Annotated in this window: 13 protein-coding genes; 1 reads left to right on the top strand and 12 read right to left on the bottom strand. The window is 40.2% G+C overall.

Annotation, left to right across the window (positions count from 1 at the left end; translation table 11 throughout):
* Window positions 1-9: 9 nt before the first annotated feature.
* The 8 genes from RI845_RS16995 to RI845_RS17030 form a co-directional block, all read right to left on the bottom strand.
* On the bottom strand, window positions 10-1,518 hold the full coding sequence (locus RI845_RS16995; protein WP_348387367.1) for a sulfatase-like hydrolase/transferase: 1,509 nt from the start codon (window positions 1,516-1,518) through the stop codon (window positions 10-12).
* Between the two features lie 3 nt (window positions 1,519-1,521).
* The gene (locus tag RI845_RS17000) at window positions 1,522-4,773 is read right to left on the bottom strand and encodes a CBM96 family carbohydrate-binding protein (RefSeq protein WP_348387368.1); all 3,252 of its coding nucleotides are present in this window, start codon (window positions 4,771-4,773) and stop codon (window positions 1,522-1,524) included.
* 237 nt (window positions 4,774-5,010) lie between these two features.
* Entirely contained in the window at window positions 5,011-8,136 is a 3,126-nt protein-coding gene (locus RI845_RS17005) for a TonB-dependent receptor (RefSeq protein ID WP_348387369.1), read from the bottom strand.
* Window positions 8,137-8,373: 237 nt separating this feature from the next.
* Window positions 8,374-9,945, bottom strand: a complete 1,572-nt coding sequence (locus RI845_RS17010; RefSeq protein ID WP_348387370.1) for an alpha-L-fucosidase — start codon at window positions 9,943-9,945, stop codon at window positions 8,374-8,376.
* 44 nt (window positions 9,946-9,989) lie between these two features.
* On the bottom strand, window positions 9,990-11,882 hold the full coding sequence (locus RI845_RS17015; RefSeq protein ID WP_348387371.1) for an arylsulfatase: 1,893 nt from the start codon (window positions 11,880-11,882) through the stop codon (window positions 9,990-9,992).
* 19 nt (window positions 11,883-11,901) lie between these two features.
* Window positions 11,902-13,116: an alpha/beta hydrolase family protein gene (locus RI845_RS17020; RefSeq protein ID WP_348387372.1), complete on the bottom strand. Its 1,215-nt coding sequence runs from the start codon at window positions 13,114-13,116 to the stop codon at window positions 11,902-11,904.
* Between the two features lie 18 nt (window positions 13,117-13,134).
* The gene (locus RI845_RS17025) at window positions 13,135-15,036 is read right to left on the bottom strand and encodes an arylsulfatase (protein WP_348387373.1); all 1,902 of its coding nucleotides are present in this window, start codon (window positions 15,034-15,036) and stop codon (window positions 13,135-13,137) included.
* Window positions 15,037-15,050: 14 nt separating this feature from the next.
* Entirely contained in the window at window positions 15,051-16,700 is a 1,650-nt protein-coding gene (locus RI845_RS17030) for a sulfatase-like hydrolase/transferase (protein ID WP_348387374.1), read from the bottom strand.
* Window positions 16,701-16,993: 293 nt separating this feature from the next.
* Between RI845_RS17030 and RI845_RS17035 the strand changes: the two genes are divergently transcribed.
* Entirely contained in the window at window positions 16,994-17,905 is a 912-nt protein-coding gene (locus tag RI845_RS17035) for a GntR family transcriptional regulator (RefSeq protein ID WP_348387375.1), read from the top strand.
* A 77-nt stretch (window positions 17,906-17,982) separates the two neighbouring features.
* On the opposite strand, the gene RI845_RS17040 is transcribed toward RI845_RS17035, so the two are convergent.
* The 4 genes from RI845_RS17040 to RI845_RS17055 form a co-directional block, all read right to left on the bottom strand.
* Window positions 17,983-19,362 carry an ATP-binding cassette domain-containing protein gene (locus RI845_RS17040; protein WP_348387376.1) on the bottom strand — a complete coding sequence of 460 codons (1,380 nt, stop codon included), beginning with the start codon at window positions 19,360-19,362 and terminating at the stop codon, window positions 17,983-17,985.
* Window positions 19,363-19,545: 183 nt separating this feature from the next.
* Window positions 19,546-20,685, bottom strand: a complete 1,140-nt coding sequence (gene lldD / locus RI845_RS17045; RefSeq protein ID WP_348387377.1) for an FMN-dependent L-lactate dehydrogenase LldD — start codon at window positions 20,683-20,685, stop codon at window positions 19,546-19,548.
* A 47-nt stretch (window positions 20,686-20,732) separates the two neighbouring features.
* Window positions 20,733-21,581, bottom strand: a complete 849-nt coding sequence (locus RI845_RS17050) for a fumarylacetoacetate hydrolase family protein (RefSeq protein ID WP_348387378.1) — start codon at window positions 21,579-21,581, stop codon at window positions 20,733-20,735.
* A 70-nt stretch (window positions 21,582-21,651) separates the two neighbouring features.
* On the bottom strand, window positions 21,652-21,990 hold the full coding sequence (locus RI845_RS17055) for an L-rhamnose mutarotase (RefSeq protein WP_348387379.1): 339 nt from the start codon (window positions 21,988-21,990) through the stop codon (window positions 21,652-21,654).
* Between the last annotated feature and the right edge of the window lie 21 nt (window positions 21,991-22,011).

Here is a 22,011-nt window from a genome sequence, read left to right on the forward strand (position 1 = left end):
ATTTATTACTTAATTCAATCTCTTATCATTTTTACGCCAAGGTATAATGGCATAACCTGCCTTTTTAAAACTCTGTGCAGGCGCGTTAAAATCAAGCGGATCATCAAGCTCTTTCATTAGATCAATCAGTTTGCTTTGTAACATTACAAGCTGTTCGTGGTAGTTAGGATCTGCAGCCAAGTTATTTAATTCTTCAGGATCATTTTTCAAATCAAACAACTGTGTTTGTTTAATCATCGGGTAATAAATCAACTTAAAATCATCCGTTCTGACCATGCGTTGATAATGGCGATAACTGCCGTAGATATAATCATATAAGCCACTTTTTTGGTCAGACATTCCTTGTTCCGAAAGTAACGGAACTATGCTTTTCGCCTGAACCGTAGCTGGTACTTCAATTCCTGCTAGCTCTGCGGTAGTAGGAAATAGACTATTTAAGTAAAAGTTACCTTTACTCACTTTACCTTGTTCTATGCCTTTACCTGCGATAATGAAGGGGGCTCTGATACTATGATCATATTGGTTCTGTTTGCCTAACAAACCATGTTTGCCAACCGCTAAACCATGATCAGAAGTAAAAACAACAATGGTATTATCAGCATAAGGTGAGCTTTCTAAACTATCGAGAATTCTACCAATTTGAGCATCCATATGAGTGATCATGGCGTAGTATTCACCAATAAATTGCTTTACTGGCTCTTCTTTTCTCGGAATTGGTAGAAGTATTTCGTCACGCACCCAAAAATCCCCTTGGTCGACGGTATTTTGCTTCAGGTATGACTTGGGTAAATTAATATTTTTTCCAGGATACATATCCACATAGCTTTGTGGTGACTGTCTAGCATCATGAGGGGCTAAAAAACCGACATACATTAAAAAAGGGGCATCATTACGTTTAGGTTTTTGTTGTAAATAATCTACAGCAGCATCAGCAATTAACTCACTAGTGTGTTTTTTCGATGGGTAAGGCGCTGATAGCTGATGCGTTTTTTCATCAAGGTTTACCATAGTGGCATTATAATGATCATAGGTCATACCGCCTTCATGAATAGCCTTACCACTGGTAAAACTACGTAATAAGGCTTGACGACTAACATGCCACTTACCGGTCATAAAAGTATCATAGCCAGCATTTTTGAAGGTCTCTCCCCATAAAGGGTGCTCTGGCCTTGCTTGCGTCGCAATGCTTTTATCCTTCATACCCGTGTGATATAAATTTCGTCCGGTATTGATCATAGCTCGACTGGGTGCACATACTGCGGGGGACCAAGACCCCTGATTAAACACATGGGTAAACTTCGTTCCGCTTGCTGCTAATTGGTCTAAATTAGGTGTTTTAATTTGATGATTACCTGCATTGCCCATAGCGGTATAAGCCTGATCATCGGTTAAAATAAACAGAAAGTTGGGTTTATCTTGATTATTACTCGCAAAGGCGGAGTTGGTCAGGATTAAAAATGAAATAACCAAGTGGATAACATTTTTAATTTTTAAAGTTTTTATATATGAGTTTTTCATTTATTATTCCAATTCTACAATGAGTTCTGCGGGGTCAGTGCCTTCTTTACTGCTGTAATCCAGTGCACTGCTGTTTTGCGTGGTGGTTAGTGCAATAGACCAGCGACCACCGCCTTTAATATAACTACTCAGATCGATGTCATACCAAGTTTCAGCCTGAAGATTGTTGACTGTGGTAATAGCATCGCCAACTTGAGGATTATTGCTGCCTGTTATCGTTGCTTCGTCCCAGCTGGTATCAGCCACTTTCCAAACGGTTAAATCACTGATTGGGGTATTTTTAGTTTTTACCCGTAAGGTCACCTTAGTAATGGTTGACTGAGATTGATCGCCCAGATTAAATTTAAGATAAGAAAGTCTGGAGCCTGCGGTTTGATACCCGCGCGTGCGCAAAGTAGCGGTAGCGCCGTAATTAGCCGTATTACCCTCAAAAACCCAGGCATCATGTTCTGGGTTTATTGTTAGCGTGGTTCCACCTGTAGCAGGAGCCAGAACCGATAAGCTCCATACGTTTCCTGTTACGGTTCCTGATGAAGTAACCGTATCAATTCGCCAGTATCTGTCGCCACCTGTAGTGCCATAATCCGGGGTATAAATATTATTTGTTTGCCTGCCTTGGTACACATCAGACGTAGCAGTGGCAGTTTGAACAGTATTGAAATCATCACCGAAATAAATATCGTAAGAGGTGCCATTCAGGCCGCCAAGCCATATCAGTTGACGATCTCTCATTTGAAGGGTTGCACCATCTGTTGGGATCGGCTGGGAAGCGGTGGTCAGTTGACGACCAGGTATCCAGTAATTCAGCTCGCCTGATTCGTATGCGCCTATATCCGGAGCTATTCCCACAAAGCCGCCGGTAATGCCCGCAACCTGCATTCCACCGTCAACGGCTGGAGAAGTCGCTTTAGGCCGAAAATCTCTTTGGCTAACATCTATCAGTTCATCATCAGGGTTTACACCCGTCACATTGCTGTTGATATTATTGCTATGCTGCCCAGGAGGGGCTACATAACCACTCCGGGTACCGGAAATAGCGCCAATATTATTGCGCGTAATGGTGCCTGACCACTCTAGCACATCATTAGCAATCACTATGTCATTGTTGCTACTACCAAAGCCTGTGCTGTTATAAAATTGATGATCAACACCTTTGACCATGGCCAGATCAGTTAACCCTCCCCACCCTACATTATGGTGTGCTAACGCATCCGCTCCCCAATTTGTCGCAGGAACAGGAGCATCAAAGCGCACTCCATGCTCATCAGAGTTGTACATCCAGTTATAGCGAAGTTCGGAACCCGGTTGGGTAGGAATGGTCATCTGGAATGCGGCACCATCGGAAGACAATAATCCAAACTCTGAAATATCATTCAGTTCTCCCAAAAAGCCTGTTCCACGGATCGAAATAGCCTGAGATGCGCCTGATACGCGCATAGTATTGCGCCTGAATACATTGTTATCCCCCCCCATCTCAACGGTCGCCATTAGCGCGTTTAGTTCGGATGCACTCCAGTCGTTGTACTCAAACAGACTGTTTTCTATCACATCGCCTAAGCCAGACATAATAATAGCTTCGCCTTCTGCGAACTTGAAAGTGGTGTTATAAACTTTTGAATAAGATGGCGTACTTTTGCTCGCTTGTTTTATGCTATTACGCAAGGGAGCAGCGTTAGAGCCAAGCATACGTTTTGCTGCACTGGGGTATAAAAAGTCGGAGTCGCTGATCAGTGTGTAAGGTGAATCGGTAAAGTTGACCGCCACACCGAAGAAATCCAGACCAATCAGTTGCACGCTGTGAGAGTTGCTCACATCAAAAGCATAATCTTTAGTTTTTGCCTGAATATTTCCACTAGGCACATTGCCATCAGGCGCCCATAAATAAAGGGTTTTAGTGGTTTTATCAAAAAACCATTCTTTGGCAGCATCCAACAATGCAAGTTTGCTATCGATAAAGTAGGTTTGATGTTTGGCCAAGTGTAAAGGCACAGGATCGAAGCTAAAAGAACTTTGTCCAGCACCGTGACTGATGATTTCACGCGTCCATGCCTTCCAGCTACCGATATTCATCACCGCCATAGCGCCCGTCATATCAATGCCGCTGGCGGCCAAATCGATACCACTATGAGGATCGTCCTTAAGCACACCACTAGTAACCGTGTTATCACCATGGGCGCGTTTTTCTTCATTCCAAATAGAGCCATCATCAAAATTCGCATTCGGCCAACGTGCCGGAATCATCATTTCCGAATCCACCCAAAGTTGCCAAATATCGGTGTTGAGCACGGTTTTGTAAATATTGCCGCTGTGTTGTGTCCAGCCTGTAGAACCCAGGTCAGTAATGGATTGAGCTCCGGTAAAGGTAACCACTTCATCTTGGTAGTTTCTAAATATTGCCGGATAGTTTTCACTGGCTTGCAGGTTATCAATGGTGACGGTTTCAAAATAAGTGCCGCCGCGAATATAAGTGGTATCCCCTTCTGTCATCACATCTACCGCTTTTTGAACTGTGGCAAACGGGTTATCAAAGGTTCCTGCATTGCTGTCATCACCAGTGGGTGAAACATAGTAATTATGTGGGTTTACAGGTGGCAGGGGTGAAGATGTTTTGGTTAATATCAGCGCATTAATATGCACATTACCAAAGCCATTGGTTATATGGCCTAACGACTGACTGGTTCCCGAAGCGGTGAACGTACCTGTTGCAAACTGCCCCCAACCCGAGCCAGCAGAGCTAATATCGACGGTATTGGCACTGGATTCGTTATCACTATAGGTCATGGTGCGGGGTGTCGAGCGCTGATCGTTATAGAAAACCTGAATTTTGTAACTGGCACCGTCAACAAGGGCAGTTAATACTTGAGTTCCCGACGTAATACCAACCTGGCTATCGGCCATCGATTTAATCAAGTCATCAAAATTAGTATCACCTGTACTGGCTGCTCCTTCTGAAACATCTGCCGTGACACGCACTCCTGGCGTTGGCGTGAAATTTAAATCCGTATAATCAATACCAGTAAAGGTATAACTGCTGGTGCCGCTAGCACCACCATTGCTGATTATTATAGACGGTGTTGAACTGGCGTTCTGAGCGAGTATTACCTCCCCTTCAATTAGCTGGGACTTATCTATTGTATTAGCCGCAGCCTCCCAGATTATTGAATTCGTGAATGCAGAACCCGAAAACACCATGGCAAATAATGCAAGTATTGGTACTAACATTTGCTTTGCTAATTTTATATTTTTATTCAGCATAACTATCACCTCACCTATTTTTTAAAGGTAGCTTCAGCACTTGGCTTCTGTTACCCAACAATAAAGCACATTATTTCCATTTAACTGGCCTGCCAATCAGGCTGATTCTTTAACATCAATACTTATACCCGTAATAGCTACCATTGAGCATCACACTTTAGACGTTTATAACTTATTTCATTAAAAAAAAGCCACAGTATTCATGCTGTGGCTTTTGCTATATAGGTAACTATTTAATTAAAAGTTTCCACGTAAGACTAAACGATAGGTAGAGCCGGTCACTCTATATGACGCTAGACGGTTTTCATAAGCATCACCGTCTAGTGGGTTACCATCCCAAGAATTGGTATGATAACGATAAGGACGTTCATCCGTTATATTTACCGCTTGAAAACCTAAACTAATGTTCTCAGTAACTTGATAGTTAGCAGCGAAATCTAACTGGCCGTAGGAATCGTTCCACACCATATCCGTAAGCTCACCCGTTGGGCGATACAATGAATCCGTACGATAGTTGTAGCTCAGACGAATTGAGTGCTTATCTCTTTCCCAAAAAATACTGCTATTAACGGTATGCTCTGACTGACCAATAAATGGCATAGATACTTCTACTTCTTCACCATCAGCATCTGTTGCTGCATACGTGGTATCAGAATCTGCATAAGTGTAGTTTACCGATGCCCCAAGCCCTGACCAAATACCAGGTAACATAGTGAACGTTTGCTGATAATTGAGCTCTACCCCTGAAATTGATGCACTACCACCATTCACTGGTTTTTTCGAATAGTAAGGTTTTATTGGACGGACATCTGGAAATTCATCATCGCCATAATTACCTTCATACGGTTCACCACTACCATCAAGCATCACTTCGTCTACTAGTACCGTTCGGCTGTATATAAAGTCTTCAATGTCTTTATGAAATAACCCGGCTGAAAGAATGCCGCCTTCTTGGAAGTACCACTCTAGTGATAAATCGTACTGCCATGCGGTATACGGATTTAAATAGGTATCGCCTTCGGTACGCTTGGCACTGTCAGGATTTCCAGTGTTGACTTTATCGATAGCAAATGGCGCTACTTCAAACGGTGAAGGACGTGCCATTACCCGACCAACAGCAGCATGAGAAAAGACTTCTTCGCTTAATTGATAGCGGAAATTCGCACTCGGTAAATATTCAGTATAGTCGTGTTTTTCATCAATCTGACGATACGAGTTAACACAATCTTCCATCACAAAATCGTCATCTCGTGTACATACAGTCGCATCTACAGTGCCACCACCATAACCTTGAGTATCTAGTTCTGTGCGCACGGCACGTACACCAATATCACCGACTAAAGCGCCATCTAAGGTGTCTACATTAAGTTGTAAATAACCGGCTAAATAAGTCTGCTCTACTTGATAACTTGGACGTAAATCTAGTGTATAAGGTAGCTGGCTGGTATGGGTTAAGTTAGTACCATGTAGCGCATTGTAACTATCTAAAACCGCATTACCTGTGGCAGCAAAGTCGGTATAAGTCCACTCTGTTACTGTACCTTGATAAGGGCCAGAAGATGAGCCTTCGCCGTCAAGGAAATCATCAACAGGAAATGGCGCAATCAGATCATCTTCACCAAGAAGAATATCACCCCTAGGTAAGCCTAAATCGTTTTGAGTGTGTACTCTATTTTGTGAATGATAACGGTCGGTTTTACGGTCGGTATATTTAAAACCAAATTCAATTGAGTGCCAATTGTCTGAATCTAAGAAATACTCAAAATCAACTTGAGCCGTCACTGACTCGTCCTCAAGCTCACGCTCATCGTTCCATACCTGAAAGACATTGGCATGTTCAGCCATTGGAGAATAATAGTTAATGCCATCAGCGGTGATATCTGCCAAAGCACCTGCACGTTGGCCAGAGGGTAATGCCGCAAGCTCTTCTGCTGTCTCTGGATACAAAGGTATAGATTTACCATTATTTAGTGCGTTTGCCCAAATCAACTCAGGTACCTTAGAGTCTTCAGCAATGGAATAGCCACCTAAAGTGCCGCCACCACCAATATTAAAACGGGCATTTTCTGGGTAAGATTCATCCGTAAGTGAGTAGCCCAAACTTGTATGAATGCGCCAATCATCCAGGACATAATCTGCCCCTAAATTCACAACCGTCATTTTAGTTTCTTTTTTAGTTTCTCGCGGCAGCATAGAACGGCTACCTTTAAGGTTAACCGCAGTAATGACAGTTTGTGAGTTAGGATCTATGTCTGCGGCTAAGTTAGGTCGATTTTGACCACCACCATTAAAGTTACGACGAAACATAGAAAAATCATCTTCAATCTCTAAAGATGTATGGGTAACATCTAAATAACTATTAAATTCTTCAGTTGGTTGATATTGCAAAGTAAAGTTGATGCCTTTACGCTCACGTTCTTGATTAGAGTGTTTTGAATATAGGTGACGCATAAAGTAAGCGCGTTGCGCCGTTTCAGTTAAATCGGCAATATCGACACCTGAGGCGGCGTTACCATAGGCATCAAATACTTCACCATTATCAGCGACACGATAAACATTGCCACTGGCATCTTCTGAATATTTACGACCGGCAATATCTTGCTTAAAGTTAGCGGCTCCCCAACCGTATGTTTGAATAGAATCTTCTCTAACATTACGATTTTCATAGTTCAAGCCTACAGCTAAACCAATCTTATTATCCATAAACTGGTCAATATAATTGAATTGAGCCGAAGGGTCAGTTTCTTCACTAAATTCATTGTGATTAGCTGTTATAGAGGCATTGAATGATCTTTTTTGTCTATCCAACGGTTTTATGGTTTTCAGGTTAACTTGTGCGCCTAAACTACCTTCTTCATGTTTGGCACTTGGTGTTTTTATAACATCAATGGCGCTAAGCATATTGGCAGACATCACATTTAAACCAACTGCATCAGAGCCATTTTGAGTACCAGCATCACCACCACTATTCACTATTTGGCCATTTACAGAAATATTATTTAAATTACCACCCATACCACGAACGCTGATCGTGGTACCTTCACCACCTTCGCGATTAATAGAAACACCTGTAATACGCTGTAAAGATTCTGCAACATTAGCATCAGCCATTTTACCGATATCTTCAGCAATTACGGAATCAACAATATTTTTTGATTCCTTTTTCTTATCTAGGCCTTTTTGTAATGATGCTCGATAACCGGTAACTTCTATTACTTCGGTTTCATCAGTTACGTTAGACTCAACCTCTTTGGTTTCTTCAGCAGCTTGTGCTGTCAGGCTCGTTGCGAATAAGAGTGAACAAAGAGCAGCCGAGACAGCGGTTGCCAATTTATTTACTTGGAACTTGGTATTCATAGACATGTTAATCCCCGATTTGTTTCTTATTGTATGTGAACTTTATGTTAAGTTCTTTTACATATAATAAACACACAACATTGGTGATGTCTACAAAATATACGATTTATTTTCGACTTAATGAAATCTTTTATATAAAATTATACACAAAATAAAACCTATCACTTATTAGGTGATAGGTTTTATTAGCAGTTGAATACAAACTGAAACACTAGTCGTGTTTAAAAAGGGCGTTGCAGGCCTTTATAAACTTACTTCTAAGGCATAACCTATGGTTTGATTAACTAAATTTGGTAATTTTATTGCGACAGCGTCCGAAGCATTTTTCCATGTAACTTCTCCTTCTTGTCCTAACACCTTTATATTTTTAATATCCAAACCTTTTAAAGATTTTACAGAAATATTGTTAGCTTCTGGTTTTTTAAACGACACAACATATAGCTTGTTTTCTTTTTGGGTAAACCAAAAATCATTTTCTTTAAAGTCAAACGTCACTTTATTTTCAGAGCGATGCTTAGTGCCCTTCATGCTAATTTTTGTCGGACCTTCGTGGCCAACCTTCCAAGGTTTAGAGTCATAAATGGCTTCACCATTAACCGTTAACCACTGACCGACTTGTTTTAAAATATCCGCAGACTCTTTTGGTATAACACCATCGCTATCAGGGCCAACATTTAGTAAGAAGTTACCGCCTTTACTGACATTGGCAATTAGCCAATAAAGCGTTTCTTTAGGGCTCTTCCAGTCGGTATCGTATGATTTAAACCCCCAAGAATGGTTTGTGGTTGCAATCCCTTCCCATGTATTGCTGCTTGCTTTATCTGGGATAACATTATCACCCGGAGTACCAATATCTCCAAAGCCATTGCCAATTCGAGCATTTACTAAAATCTCTGGGTTCGCCTCATACACAGTTTGGTAAAATTCCATACTGTGTTTAGGTGGAATATATATAGGTGTATCAAACCAAATTTGACTTAAATCATAGTTAGCTAATAACTCTTTGACCTGTGGCAACGACTTATTCTTTATATAATCGTCGTAGCTTACAGGTGATGGATCGAAGTTGTTAACAAATAAAGCGCGTCTTGCTTTTATACCTGGTGCTGGACCATAATCTTTCAAACCACTATCACCACCACTGCGCCAATCTAGTGCATTTGAATAGTAAACACCAAAATCAAGGCCGGCTTTTTTAGCTGCAATTTCCATTTCTTTTATGGCATCACGACCAAATGGGGTTGCATCAACAATATTAAAGTCACTCACCTTGGAATCAAACATCGCAAAACCTTCATGGTGCTTTGAGCCCATAACGATGTATTTCATACCTGCGGCTTTGGCAATAGCCACCCATTCATCGGCATTAAATTTTTGTGGGTTAAAGTTTTTCGCATGTTTTTCATATTCAGCGCGAGGGATTTCTTTACGGCGCATGATCCATTCAGCAACTCTTGGTCCTGTGCCGCCATCCTCCATTTTCTCGCCTTTATAAACACCACCAAAGGTTGAATACAGTCCCCAATGAATAAACATGCCGTACTTATTTTTATTAAATCGGTCTCGGCCTTTTTGTTTAGCTGCAGAGCTATTCAGCTCTTTCCACTCTTGGGTTAGCGTTTTCATTTCAGTTGAACACGGAATTCCTGAACCTTCAAAGCCGTAAAACTTTTGTTTTCCAACTTCTGACAAAGCATCATGCGCAGCCAATTCTTCAGCACTGCAACCCTCTGAGTTTTGTTGTCCTGCCATTGATATGAGAGGTAAGCACAATAATGCCCCTGCAATAGCATTTGCGATTAATTTTTTATTCATAATTTTCTCTTGTTTCTGTTTTTATTTTTTGTGTATCAATCAATTTAGATTCTTTCGGCATAAATAAAGAAAGCAGCTAATGGTTTATCTTTACCTTTCGCGTTTTCATCACTTGTCTGTGAATTACTAAACCAAGCTTTAATATCTACATCTTGCTTATCAATTGGTAGCTCAAAGTCAACATAGGTAGCACCTTGAGTAACTTTTTGCACATAAGGCTTACCGTTAATCGTTAAGTGGGCGAATTGTTTCGGGATAACTTCATTTGCCGGCTTATCGTGATACAAAACCCTAAACTTATATAATCCCTTTTCAGCTGTTTTTACTTTCCAAGGAGAGATTGGATACTTTTTCTCTTTACCCAACCAGCCCCTTTTCGACCATTTATCATTGCCAAATCCTACGGTATGAGCAACCTGTTGAGTATTCGGGGCTAGCCAATCCATGCTAGTTAATCGTGCAGGATTTTCATGAGCAGAACCAATAATTGATCGATTCGTCTCTAGTCCGCCTTGAGTATTATGTTGCCACCATTGTTTATATTGCTCAGCCATTTGCTTAGCAATTTCAGGATGTTTATCAATAATATTATTTGTTTGACCAGGATCGTTCGCTAAGTTAAACAACTCAAAAACGTCTTTATTGCCATCAGCTTTAACATAACGCCATTTGCCCTGCATAACAGCAAACGGCCTGTTAGGATCAGGGTTTAAAACACGCTGAGTAGTTACGGTTAAGGTTCTGTCAGGAATTGCTTTACCTTCTGTCAATGCGCTCTTAAGGCTGATACCGTCTACATCAAGGTTTTCAGTACTTACACCAATTAAGTCTAATAGCGTTGGCAACACATCAAAGTGGGCCGACAAGCCATCGACACTGCCCGGTTCAATCAAGCCACCATTTGGCCAAGATAGATAAAATGGTACACGATGGCCACCTTCATATGCTGAGTTTTTAGCGCCGCGCATATCAAAATTTAACGTCGTTATTTTTTGACCTAATTTTTTCTCAATTAACGCTTTTGTTTCTCCTTGGATTAATTTGGCCGACTTGCCAGCTATGACCGAACCATTATCAGTCATGAAAATAAAAATGGTATCGTCGGTAATGCCATTTTTATCCATTGCTTTTTGTAAACGGCCAACGTTTTCATCGACACTGGTGATCATTGCATAAAATAGAGCTAACTCTTCAGGCAAACCTAATTGGCGATATGGCTCGATATACTCTTCTGGCGCACGAAATGGAGCATGTGGAGCATTCGTTACTAGATATAAGAAAAATGGCTTGGCTTTATTAGCATTGTTATCGATAAAGTCGATGGCTTCGTCAAACCAAATATCAGTCGCGTAGCCATTGTATTTTTTCGGTTCACCATTAAGAAAATAAGTATCGTTAAATTGAGTATTCCCCCAATAATCAGGTGTTTGACCTACGCCGCCACCGCCATGCATTAAGACATGTTCAAAACCTTGATCTTGAGGGCGGAACGGGTAGCTATCACCTAAATGCCATTTGCCTACCAGAGCGGTATTATAACCAACCTCTTGTAGAGACTCAGGTAATGTCTTTATTTCTGTCGGTAACATATGGCGTCCCATCACTGTATGCCACACACCTGAGCGTAAAGAGTATTGTCCGCTCAACAAAGCGGCTCGTGTTGGTGAACAAGTAGGATCAACATGAAAGTCGGTTAAACGAATACTTTGGTTAGCTATTTGATCCAGTACAGGAGTTTGTACAATTGGGTTTTTATTATGGCCAAGATCGCCATAGCCCTGATCATCTGTCATCACTATGATGATGTTAGGTTTTTTCTCTTGTTTAGTGGCTAATTGGCTATTTCTATCTTGTTTTTCACTAGTGCAGGCGGTTAACGCTAGCAGGCCTATTATTGCCCCACACCTTCCAATAGCTTTATTGATATCTTTTAACATTTTAGTCTCTTTGATGTTTTTATTGTTTACGCTCATATAACTCACTACTAAAGAGCAAGTTGTTATGTTCAATATTGAATATCCAGGCTGTTGCACTTGCCGGTAATTTCGAGATTAATAAAGTTCGCTCGCCTCTACTTTCAATGGTTACAGGCAACTGCTGCCAAACTCTGTTAAATGTATGGCCAACATCGTTACTGTAAAAAAGTACTGCTGAGGTTATTCTATTTGCTTGCGTAGCATTGCCTTGATGCATATTAGTAGTCACACTGACAACATTATTGACCAACTTATGCTGAGCAAAATTAGGCAACAAGTCGCCGTTGATAACAGCTTTTGCAAATTCATATTGCTCTTTTGGAGCCCAACCAGCAGGATGGTTATGTTTTAATTTAGGCTGTATGCTCTGCACATGTTGTCCATGTAATAATTTATAAGTCTTTGCTTGGGCGTCTAACGAAAAGTTGTTTTCTTTTAATCCTGTTAACCAAAAAGTGGGATTTTTAAAGTTAGCAATACGCAATGCTGGTTCCCAAACAGTTTGATAAGTTCTGTTGTCTTTGAGTGCTTCGCCATAATGATTTTCCAAATCATTAAGAAAGCCACTGCCATAAATTGGAATAGCAAAAGCAAACCTTTGATCAAAACCAATAACCGTTGAGGTAACAACTCCGCCCCAAGAAATACCTGATAAGCCTATTTGCTCTTGATTTATTTCAGCGAACGAGCGTAGTAAATTATGGGCTTTAATTACCGCACTGGATGCATGAAACATCCACTGATCAAATAAAGGATTATCTGCGTCTTCATAAATACCGGCGCGTTTAGGGCCACTCCACTGATGCTTTTCCCATTTATTTGGTGGGCGTTTATTTATTTGTGTTCCCGTTTGTCCTTCCACAGCAATTGAAATAGCAGCAAAACCGGCATCATTCCATTTTTTTACCCATTGCTTATACGCACTTCCACCACCACCGTGTACCAATACGATTGCAGGGAAAGGGCCGTCACCCGCTGGCTTATTGTAATAAGCAAATATCCTGGTGGCCTTTCCTTTATATGGCGAACCTTCGAAATAAAACGACTGAACACCATCGGCTAACACTTGCTGCTGATGAACAATAGGAGCCTTGTTATTTGAGGCAAGGCTATTAAGTTCATCTATGACCGTATTTGCGGAAGAAGTACCAGCAATTAAAGTCAAACTGAGCAGCAAGTAATGGGCAAAATTCATTGTATATTTTCTTTAGCTTTACTTTTCAACGTACATATAAAATGCCGGTAAGCCTGTGCTTAAACCGCTATCATTGGCTTGGTTATCAAACCAAGCACGAACATCTAAATCGCCAGCTTCTAACATAACCTTAAAGTTTACTGACTTAGCTCCTTCAGCAATCGCTAATGTTTCGACCTTGCCGTTTAATTGCAAATGTGCAAAACGCTTGCCGATCACTTTTTCAGCAGGAATATCATGCAAATAAAGCGTCATACTGTATTGGCCTTTTGCAGCAACCTTTAATGCCCATGGTGATATTAAAAATTGATCTTCCTTACCTAGCCAAGCAACGTTACTTTTTTTACCCCATTTATCATCACCAAAGCCTGGCCACCAAGGTACTTGCTCGGTATTAGGTGATAACCAGTCCATGCCAGTTAAACGAGACGGGTTCTCAAAAGCACTACCAATTACAATGCGAGTCGTTGGTGTCCCTGCGCCCGTTGCATGTAACCACCACTGCTCGTAAGCTTTTGCCAGTTCTTTAACTTTTTCAGGGTGTTGAATACTAAGATCATCTTGCTGGCTCGGATCTTCGCTGACATAAAATAATTCGATGCCGCCTTCCTCATCACCATGAACGTAACGCCAATTGCCCTGCATAACCGCATATGGTCGGTTAGGATCGGGATGCAATACGCGCTGGTTAGTTACTATTAGTGTTCTGTCTGGCAAGCTTTTACTGTCACGAAGTGCTGGAGCTAATGAAATACCGTCTGTATCAATAGTGCAGCTATCAATGCCGACAAAATCAAGTAACGTTGGTAGCACATCAAAATGTGCAGTTAAATCACTAATGTCTCTTGGCTGCCCTAACTCACCATTTGGCCAATGAATGAAAAATGGTACACGATGACCACCTTCATAAGTAGAGCCTTTGCCCTGACGCATAGCACTGTTTAGTGTCGTTAAGCGTTGACCAGTTTTTGCTTCAATCGCAGCAATGGTATCTTTATCTAATCGATTAAGTGGTTCGCCATCGCTTTTTGCCGCCATTGATGAACCATTGTCTGTCATAAATATAAAGATGGTATTGTCATCAATATTACTGTCTTGCATCGCCACGCGAAGACGAGCCAGATTATCATCGATATTAGTGATCATGCCGTAGAAATTAGCCAAGTCGTCCCCTAAGCCTAAGGCTTTGTATGGCTCTATGTATTGCTCGGGTGCACGCCATGGCACATGTGGCGCATTAAGTGACAGGTAAAGGAAGAATGGCGAATCTTTTGTCGCTTCTTGTTTAACAAAATCTATTGCTTCATCAAACCAAACATCTGTTGCAAAGCCCGGATAAGCCTTTTCTTCGCCATTTAAATAATAGGTATCATCAAATTGCGTATTTCCCCAATAATCTGGCGCTTGCCCTACACCACCGCCGCCATGCATCAACACATGATCAAAGCCTTGGTCTTGAGGGCGGTACGGGTAGTTTTCACCTAAATGCCACTTACCTAACATTGCCGTACGGTAACCATTATCTTTTAAAATTTCGGGCAAGGTATAATGTTGGTCATTTAACATATGACGTCCCATCACGGTATGCCACACGCCTGCTCTAAGTGAGTACTGGCCACTTAACAGTGCCGCACGGGTTGGTGAGCATGTCGGATCTACATGAAAATTTGTTAAACGCTGGCTTTGTGCGGCTAACTGTTCAAGATTTGGCGTTTTAACGATAGGATTATTGTGCATTGAAAAATCACCATAACCTTGATCGTCTGTCATCACTAAGATGATATTTGGCTTGTTGTCTTTAACGCCACTTTGGCTTGCTGAAGCTTGTTGTTCTGATTGGCCACAGCCAGTGATAGCAGCGGCACAAAATACCATCATTGCGATCAATTTATTTTTTCTTATATTTAATAAAGTTTTCATCAATAATCCCTTATTTAACCCACAAGTGGATCAACAGCTTTAGGTTTTTCTTTACTAATATGAGTATTTAAAGGGCCTGTTCCACGATACTTTTTAACCAGTTCCGCATTTTTACTACGAAGTTGTTCAATAATTTTTTTATGCCCAGGTTCATTAATTAAATTGTTTATCTCATGAGGATCATTTTCGATGTCAAAAAGTTCTTCATAAATAGGCTGTTCACCATTAATTGAGTTATTAATGGCAACCTCATACGGGCCATCATTTTTCTTGTCAAAATAACGAATGTATTTCCATTTATGGGTTCTAACCGACTCTGTTCTTGGATAATTTTGGATCATCATCATATTCTCTAAGAATATTTCTTGACGCCAATCAGTGGTTTCGCCTTGCATTAATGGTTTTAAACTTTCGCCATGCATTTCCTCAGGGATTGGGGTAGAAGTTAAATCAAGCAAAGTCGGAGCAATATCAACTAGTGCCACTAAATCGTTATTGTTATCAGCTTTTTCAGTAGCTGGTTGGCGAGGATCATATATCACCATAGGAATACGAACTGACGGTTCATATAAAAGTGTTTTTCCGCCCATACCAAATTCACCATGCATTAAGCCATGATCTGAGGTAAATACTATAATGGTGTTATCGGCAACACCTTGTTCTTCAAGGTGCTTAATCAGCTTACCAACTAATTTATCTATGCCTGAAATGGTTTGCATTTCTCTGATTTTTCGCTCTTTAAGCGTCTCAGGTGTTTTAACGTAGTTGTAGGTTTTTATATATTCACCGTTATACACATGCTTAGGCAGTTTCGGTTCTTTAATGTCTTTTTCGGCGATATAGGTTTTAGGTACAGTGATTTCATCAATTTGATCACGATAAGCTGTTTTATATAAATCTAAGTCAGTATCACGCAGCTGCATTGAGCTCGTACTGTTGGCATGCGGCACATTAAAGTTTAATAATAAAGCAAACGGCTGATCTTTAGGGCGACTATCTAAAAAGCTATAACCCGCTTTAAAGGCTTCATTAGGCGCCATGAAGTTTTCAACGCCTTCTTCCATAATTTCAATTTGGGTGTCGGCCTTAGCATTTTTAAATATCTTATGTGCTTTTTTATCTTTTGGATAAAAGCTCAAATGTTTATGGCTGGCATACCAGTAATCAAAACTGGTATCCATTAAGCCACTTTTATAACCAAAGCCACCATCTTGGTTTATACCAATTGGCGTATGGTTTTTACCAACATAACCAACAAAATATCCTGAATCTTTTAATAACATAGGATAGGTATTGGCCCATGCTTTTTCAGTCATTGTACTGTTCGAACCAAAGTTTACACCATGGCGACGCTCATAAAGGCCAGTAAGTAGATTCGTACGACTAGGCGTACAAACTGGACTCGTTGCAAATGCTTTACCAAAAACTGTTCCCCCTGATGCTAATTTATCAAGGTTGGGGGTTTTTATTATTGGGTGTCCTTCATGCCCCGTTACCCCTTTTTGCATATCATCAGCAAGAATTACGATAACATTAGGTCGGCTCTGTTGTTCAATAGCAAAACTTGCTGAAACATTCTCACCTTCATTATTTTTCGATTCACTGCAGCCAGTTATAGCTAGCGTTAATGAAATTCCAAATAGGACAAATGCATTAATTCTCATAAATTTTCCGTATTTTTATTATTTATATATGCAATGGCGCTTACTCTAATAGCTAAACCACACATCAATGTCTTTTTATATATAGAAAGTACAGATTATCGTGAGAAATTGCACAAGTCAACTGTTGGATTTGTAAAATTCCCTATAATTTCAACAAATATATTGGTGTATTTATTTTTTAAAAAGCATAACTTTTTCATAAAAAGCTATACTAATGTGCACAAATACTAGTAATATTATTTATAATAAAACCCAAAGTTAAATTTAATATCAATTAACACTAAAATAAGGTCATGGATGTGAGTAATAAAACTTATTTATTCAAAAAATCAATAAACAGCATGCTTAAATTAATCGTTGATCTTACTGACGGGCAAAATGTTATGCCTAACGATATTGAATTGACTCGATTACTGGGTATTAGTAGAACAACGGTCAGAGCATGTGTTGAGCACCTCTGTGATTCTGGTATCGTCAAAAGGGATGGAGCTGATAAAGTTGTATTGCGCCAGCCTAACACGAAAGATTATTTTGATATTGAAAATAAAAACTCCACCAAAGATGAACAAATAGAAAAGTATTTCCTCAATCTAATTAACACAGGCCAATTGTTACCAGGTGACAGATTTTCAGAATTAAGCTTAGCTAAAAACTCGGGCTGTACGACCATCACCGTGCGTGAATTTTTGATCAAATTTTCGAATTACGGTCTAATTGAAAAAATACCTCGTGGTCGCTGGGTGATGGTTACGTTTGATGAAGAGTTTGCCAGAGAACTGATTTCATTTAGAGAAATGGTTGAAATGAAAGCCATTACAGAGCTTTTAAAACTACCCAAAAACCATTCAACTTGGCTAGAGTTACAGGAGTTACTACATAAGCATCAGGAAGTGCGAAAAGATATGGAGAACCGTTATCAAGAGTTCCCAGATTTAGATAGAGCGCTTCATCTTATTATTCAAAATTGTGCAAAAAACCGCTTTACTAAGCAGTTTTTCGACATCGTATCATTTGTTTGCCACTATCATTACCAATGGGATAAAACAGGTGAGTTAGAACGATTTACCGTTGCAATTGATGAACATATCGATTTATTAAATAATTTGATCACCCATAATAATGCTGGTGCTATCATGAGTATGGAAAAACATTTAAATAGTGCCGAAAGCACTTTGTTACGTTGTGTGCATGGATTAGAAAGTTAATAGAAATTCACCTACGCAATTTCTGCTCAGAACCAATAAAAGGCAATGTTAAAATTGCCTTTTTTATTTCTAATAAGCTACAAGCAAATGTGTTGCTTAAATATTGATAAATGCTCATCTTTTCGATGACTTACTAAAATCATAGTACTGTGTTTTTGCTCGGCTAAATGCTCGATAAAATTCAGTACTCTATGTCTATTTAATTCGTCTAAACCTTGGGTTGGTTCATCTAAAATTAATAAATAGGGCGATTTAACCAAGGCTCTGGCGATAAGTGCAAGTCGCTGCTCACCATAGCTCAAATCTTTAAAACTCGTGTATTGATGATCCAGCAAACCTACTTTGTTTAACCATTGTCGCGCGATATCAATTTGATAATGTTCTGGTTGTTTATAAAGGCCGATTGAATCATAAAAGCCTGAGGTCACCACAGTTAACAACTCTCCGTTTACTCGATATTGCCGATGCAATTCCGAGCTAACAATGCCCATGTGTTTTTTTAAATCCCAAATACTCTCGCCTGAGCCTCGCTTATGCCCAAGAACTTGAATGTCATTACTGTAGCACTGGGTACAATCACCGGTGATCAATTGCATTAAGGTAGATTTGCCACTGCCATTGGCGCCGGTTATCAAGGTATGTTGCAGAGGTTTGATAGCTACATCTAAACCAGAAAAAACGTTAGTACCGTTATAATGCACCTTTCCCTGCGTTAATTTAACTAAATAAGGATGCTGATAGTCTGATAATTGATTGCTAGATTTAGGCCAATCCAACTCGTCAGGTACCGGGGCTAATAAAGCATCTAACTGCAGTTGAGTATCAGTGCAGTTAAGGCTGCCGATAACATCAAGCTGTCCTCGCTCTATAAAGGCAACCTTATTACACCAATCTGGAATGTCTTGGCGATTACTCAGCATCAACAACACCGTGATCCCGCTTGCAGATAAACGCTTTAAAGCTGTAGATAAAGCTAAGCAAGAGTCTTCATCTAAGCTATCAAAAGGATTGTCACAAACTAAAAGCTCGGCGCCATTTAATATGGCTTGCAGAATAAGTAATTTGCGCCCTTCTCCAGTACTTAATTGCCGATAACCACTGTCGAGACGATGAGATAAGCCTAGCTCACTAATAAGTGGATCTGTAAGTTTGTCTTGTGGAAGAAAATCTTTAGCCTTGGTGCCTACATCATTAATATCGAGGTAGTCAGTAGCATCAAGCTTTAATTCATTTTCATAAATTTGTTGTTGTACTTCAAATGACACTAGCGCCACTTTGTCAAAATGGGGTAATTGACACAACTTAGAAGTTGCATCGGTTAACTCCCCCGTAAACAATTGGTTTAGATACTGTTTACCGGAGCCATTTCGCCCTAAGACACACCACGCATCATTGTGAGTGACCTGCCAATGATTGATACTTAGTTTAGGATGATGAAAATTATTAATAGTTATCATAACTGCTCTGTAAAATGCAAAAATATAGATTCATCGCGGATTAGAGAAATTTGAAACTTACCGAAACTTTTACATCCGTGTAGTTTCGGCATACCCCACGTCGTGTGGGGCAAAAAATAGCGCTATAAAGCCAATTATAGCGCTAATTAATTTTCAATTATAACGTCGTTTACAATGATTGCACTAAAGCGATTGCATTAGCGAATTTTGATTTATATCGCCAATACTTTTCGCGCCAGTTAAGGTCATTGCTACTCGCATTTCCTGCTCATAAAGGTCAAGTAAGTTTTCAACGCCTGCTTGCCCTTGGGCAGCTAATGCATAAATATATGATCGACCTAACATGGCGCAATCTGCTCCTAAAGCAAGCATACGCACAACGTCTAGTCCTGAGCGAATACCTGAGTCTGCAAAAATTTTCAGGTCGCTTTTTACCGCATCAGCAATAGCAGGTAATGCTTTGGTTGAAGACAATACACCGTCTAATTGACGTCCGCCATGATTAGAAACAACAATACCATCAGCACCAAACCTCACTGCATCTTTTGCATCTTCAACGTCAAGGATCCCTTTGATCACCATTGGGCCATCCCAGAACTCTCTGATCCACTCTAAATCTTTCCATGATATTGACGGGTCAAAGTTATTACCCAACCAACCAATATAGTCTTCAAGATTTGTAGCTTCTCCACGATAAGCTGAAACGTTACCTAAATCGTGGGGTTTACCAAATACACCCACATCAAATGCCCATTTAGGATGTCGCATTGCTTGAAAAATGCGGCGAGCAGAAGAGAATGAGCCACTCATGCCAGAATGCATATCACGATAACGCGCACCTGGAATAGGCATATCAACGGTAAAAATAAGTGTTTTAACCCCTGCCGCTTTTGCTCGCTCCAAGACGTTCTTCATAAAGCCTCGGTCTTTAAGCACATAAAGCTGGAACCACATAGGTCTTTGAATTTCTGGTGCCACCTCTTCTATAGGACAAACTGAAACTGTAGACATGGTAAACGGAATGCCTTTGTTTTCAGCGGCCTTTGCTGCTTGTACTTCCCCCCTCCTAGCATACATACCCGTTAAACCAACGGGAGACAGCGCGATAGGAAGGTTAAGTTTTTCACCAAATAGCTCTGTCGACAAGTCTAAACCGGTCATGTTATTTAACACACGTTGTTTTAGTGCAACATCAGCTAAATCATCAACATTACGTCGAAGTGTATGCTCATCATAAGATCCACCATCAATGTAATGAAACAAAAATGGCGGCAAGGTTTTCTTAGCAGCAGCACGGTAATCGCTAGGGGCTGAAATAATCATGTTAAGTTTTCCTAATGGTTATACCAAGTCCAATAATGATCGGATTACTAAGCTTTGTATCGTTCAACTTTTTGTTGTTGCACACCGAGTCCTGAAATACCTAAGCGCATGGTATCGCCTTCTTTTAAGTATTTAGGTGGATTAAAGCCTAAGCCAACTCCTGGAGGTGTTCCGGTACTAATAATATCGCCCGGTTGTAAGCTCATAAACTGACTAATATAAGAAACTAGGAATGGTACTTTGTAAACCATGGTACGTGTATTACCATCTTGGACACGTTCACCGTTTAGCTCTAACCAAATATCTAATTCATTAGAATCTGTTATTTCGTCTGTTGTTACCAGATAAGGACCAATTGGGCCAAAAGTATCGCACCCTTTGCCTTTACACCATTGGCCTTCTTTTTCTATTTGAAATTCGCGCTCAGACAAATCATTCACTACACAGTAACCGGCAACATGATCTAAAGCATCAGCTTCAGATACGTATTTTGTTTCTTTACCTATAACGACACCAAGCTCTACTTCCCAATCAGACTTCTCTGACTTTGGCGGCATTAATACAGTATCGTTTGGACCAATGATTGAAGAAGTCGCTTTCATAAACAATACCGGCTCTGAAGGTACATCCATTCCGGATTCTGCAGCATGATCAGCGTAATTTAAGCCCACGCAAATGAACTTACCTACCTTTGAAATAACTGCGCCTTTACGTAAGTTATTATCAAGCACAGGTAATGAGTTCAGATCAAGCGCAGCAATTTTTTCAGGATTGCCGTTTGCAAAAAAATCTCCATCAATATCAGCAATATGAGCAGATAAATCGCGAATAACACCAGCGTCATCTAGTATTGCAGGCTTTTCTTGACCTAAGTCACCTACTCGTAATAATTTCATTTATTTAATCCTATTTACAACGTCAATAATACTTCACATTTAACACTAAATTAGTCGCTCTAATTTAGTGTTAAAGCGTAAAAATTTGTTCCATCAACAGCCATTTTTCATTACCTTTTGCCCAAGGCAATTGCTGCTGAAATGTCCACATTAAATCTTCCCAGGCAACCACTTTAGGATTACTTTCATCGGCTGTTTGTTTATCTTCAAATGAAAAGGTTTCATTAACTTCCATGATCATAAATAAACGGTTACCGACAAGGTATATGTCTAATGATTCAATGCCTGAGCCTTTAATACTGGCAACTATCTCTGGCCAAATATGCTCTGCACTATGGTATTTTTTATATTCTGCAATTAAGCTTGGATCATCCTTTAGATCCAGAGCAAAGCAATGTCGTTTGGTCATTTAGCCTAGTACCTTAATTTG

It is taken from the genome of Thalassotalea nanhaiensis (assembly GCF_031583575.1).
In the GTDB taxonomy this organism is placed as follows: domain Bacteria; phylum Pseudomonadota; class Gammaproteobacteria; order Enterobacterales; family Alteromonadaceae; genus Thalassotalea_A; species Thalassotalea_A nanhaiensis.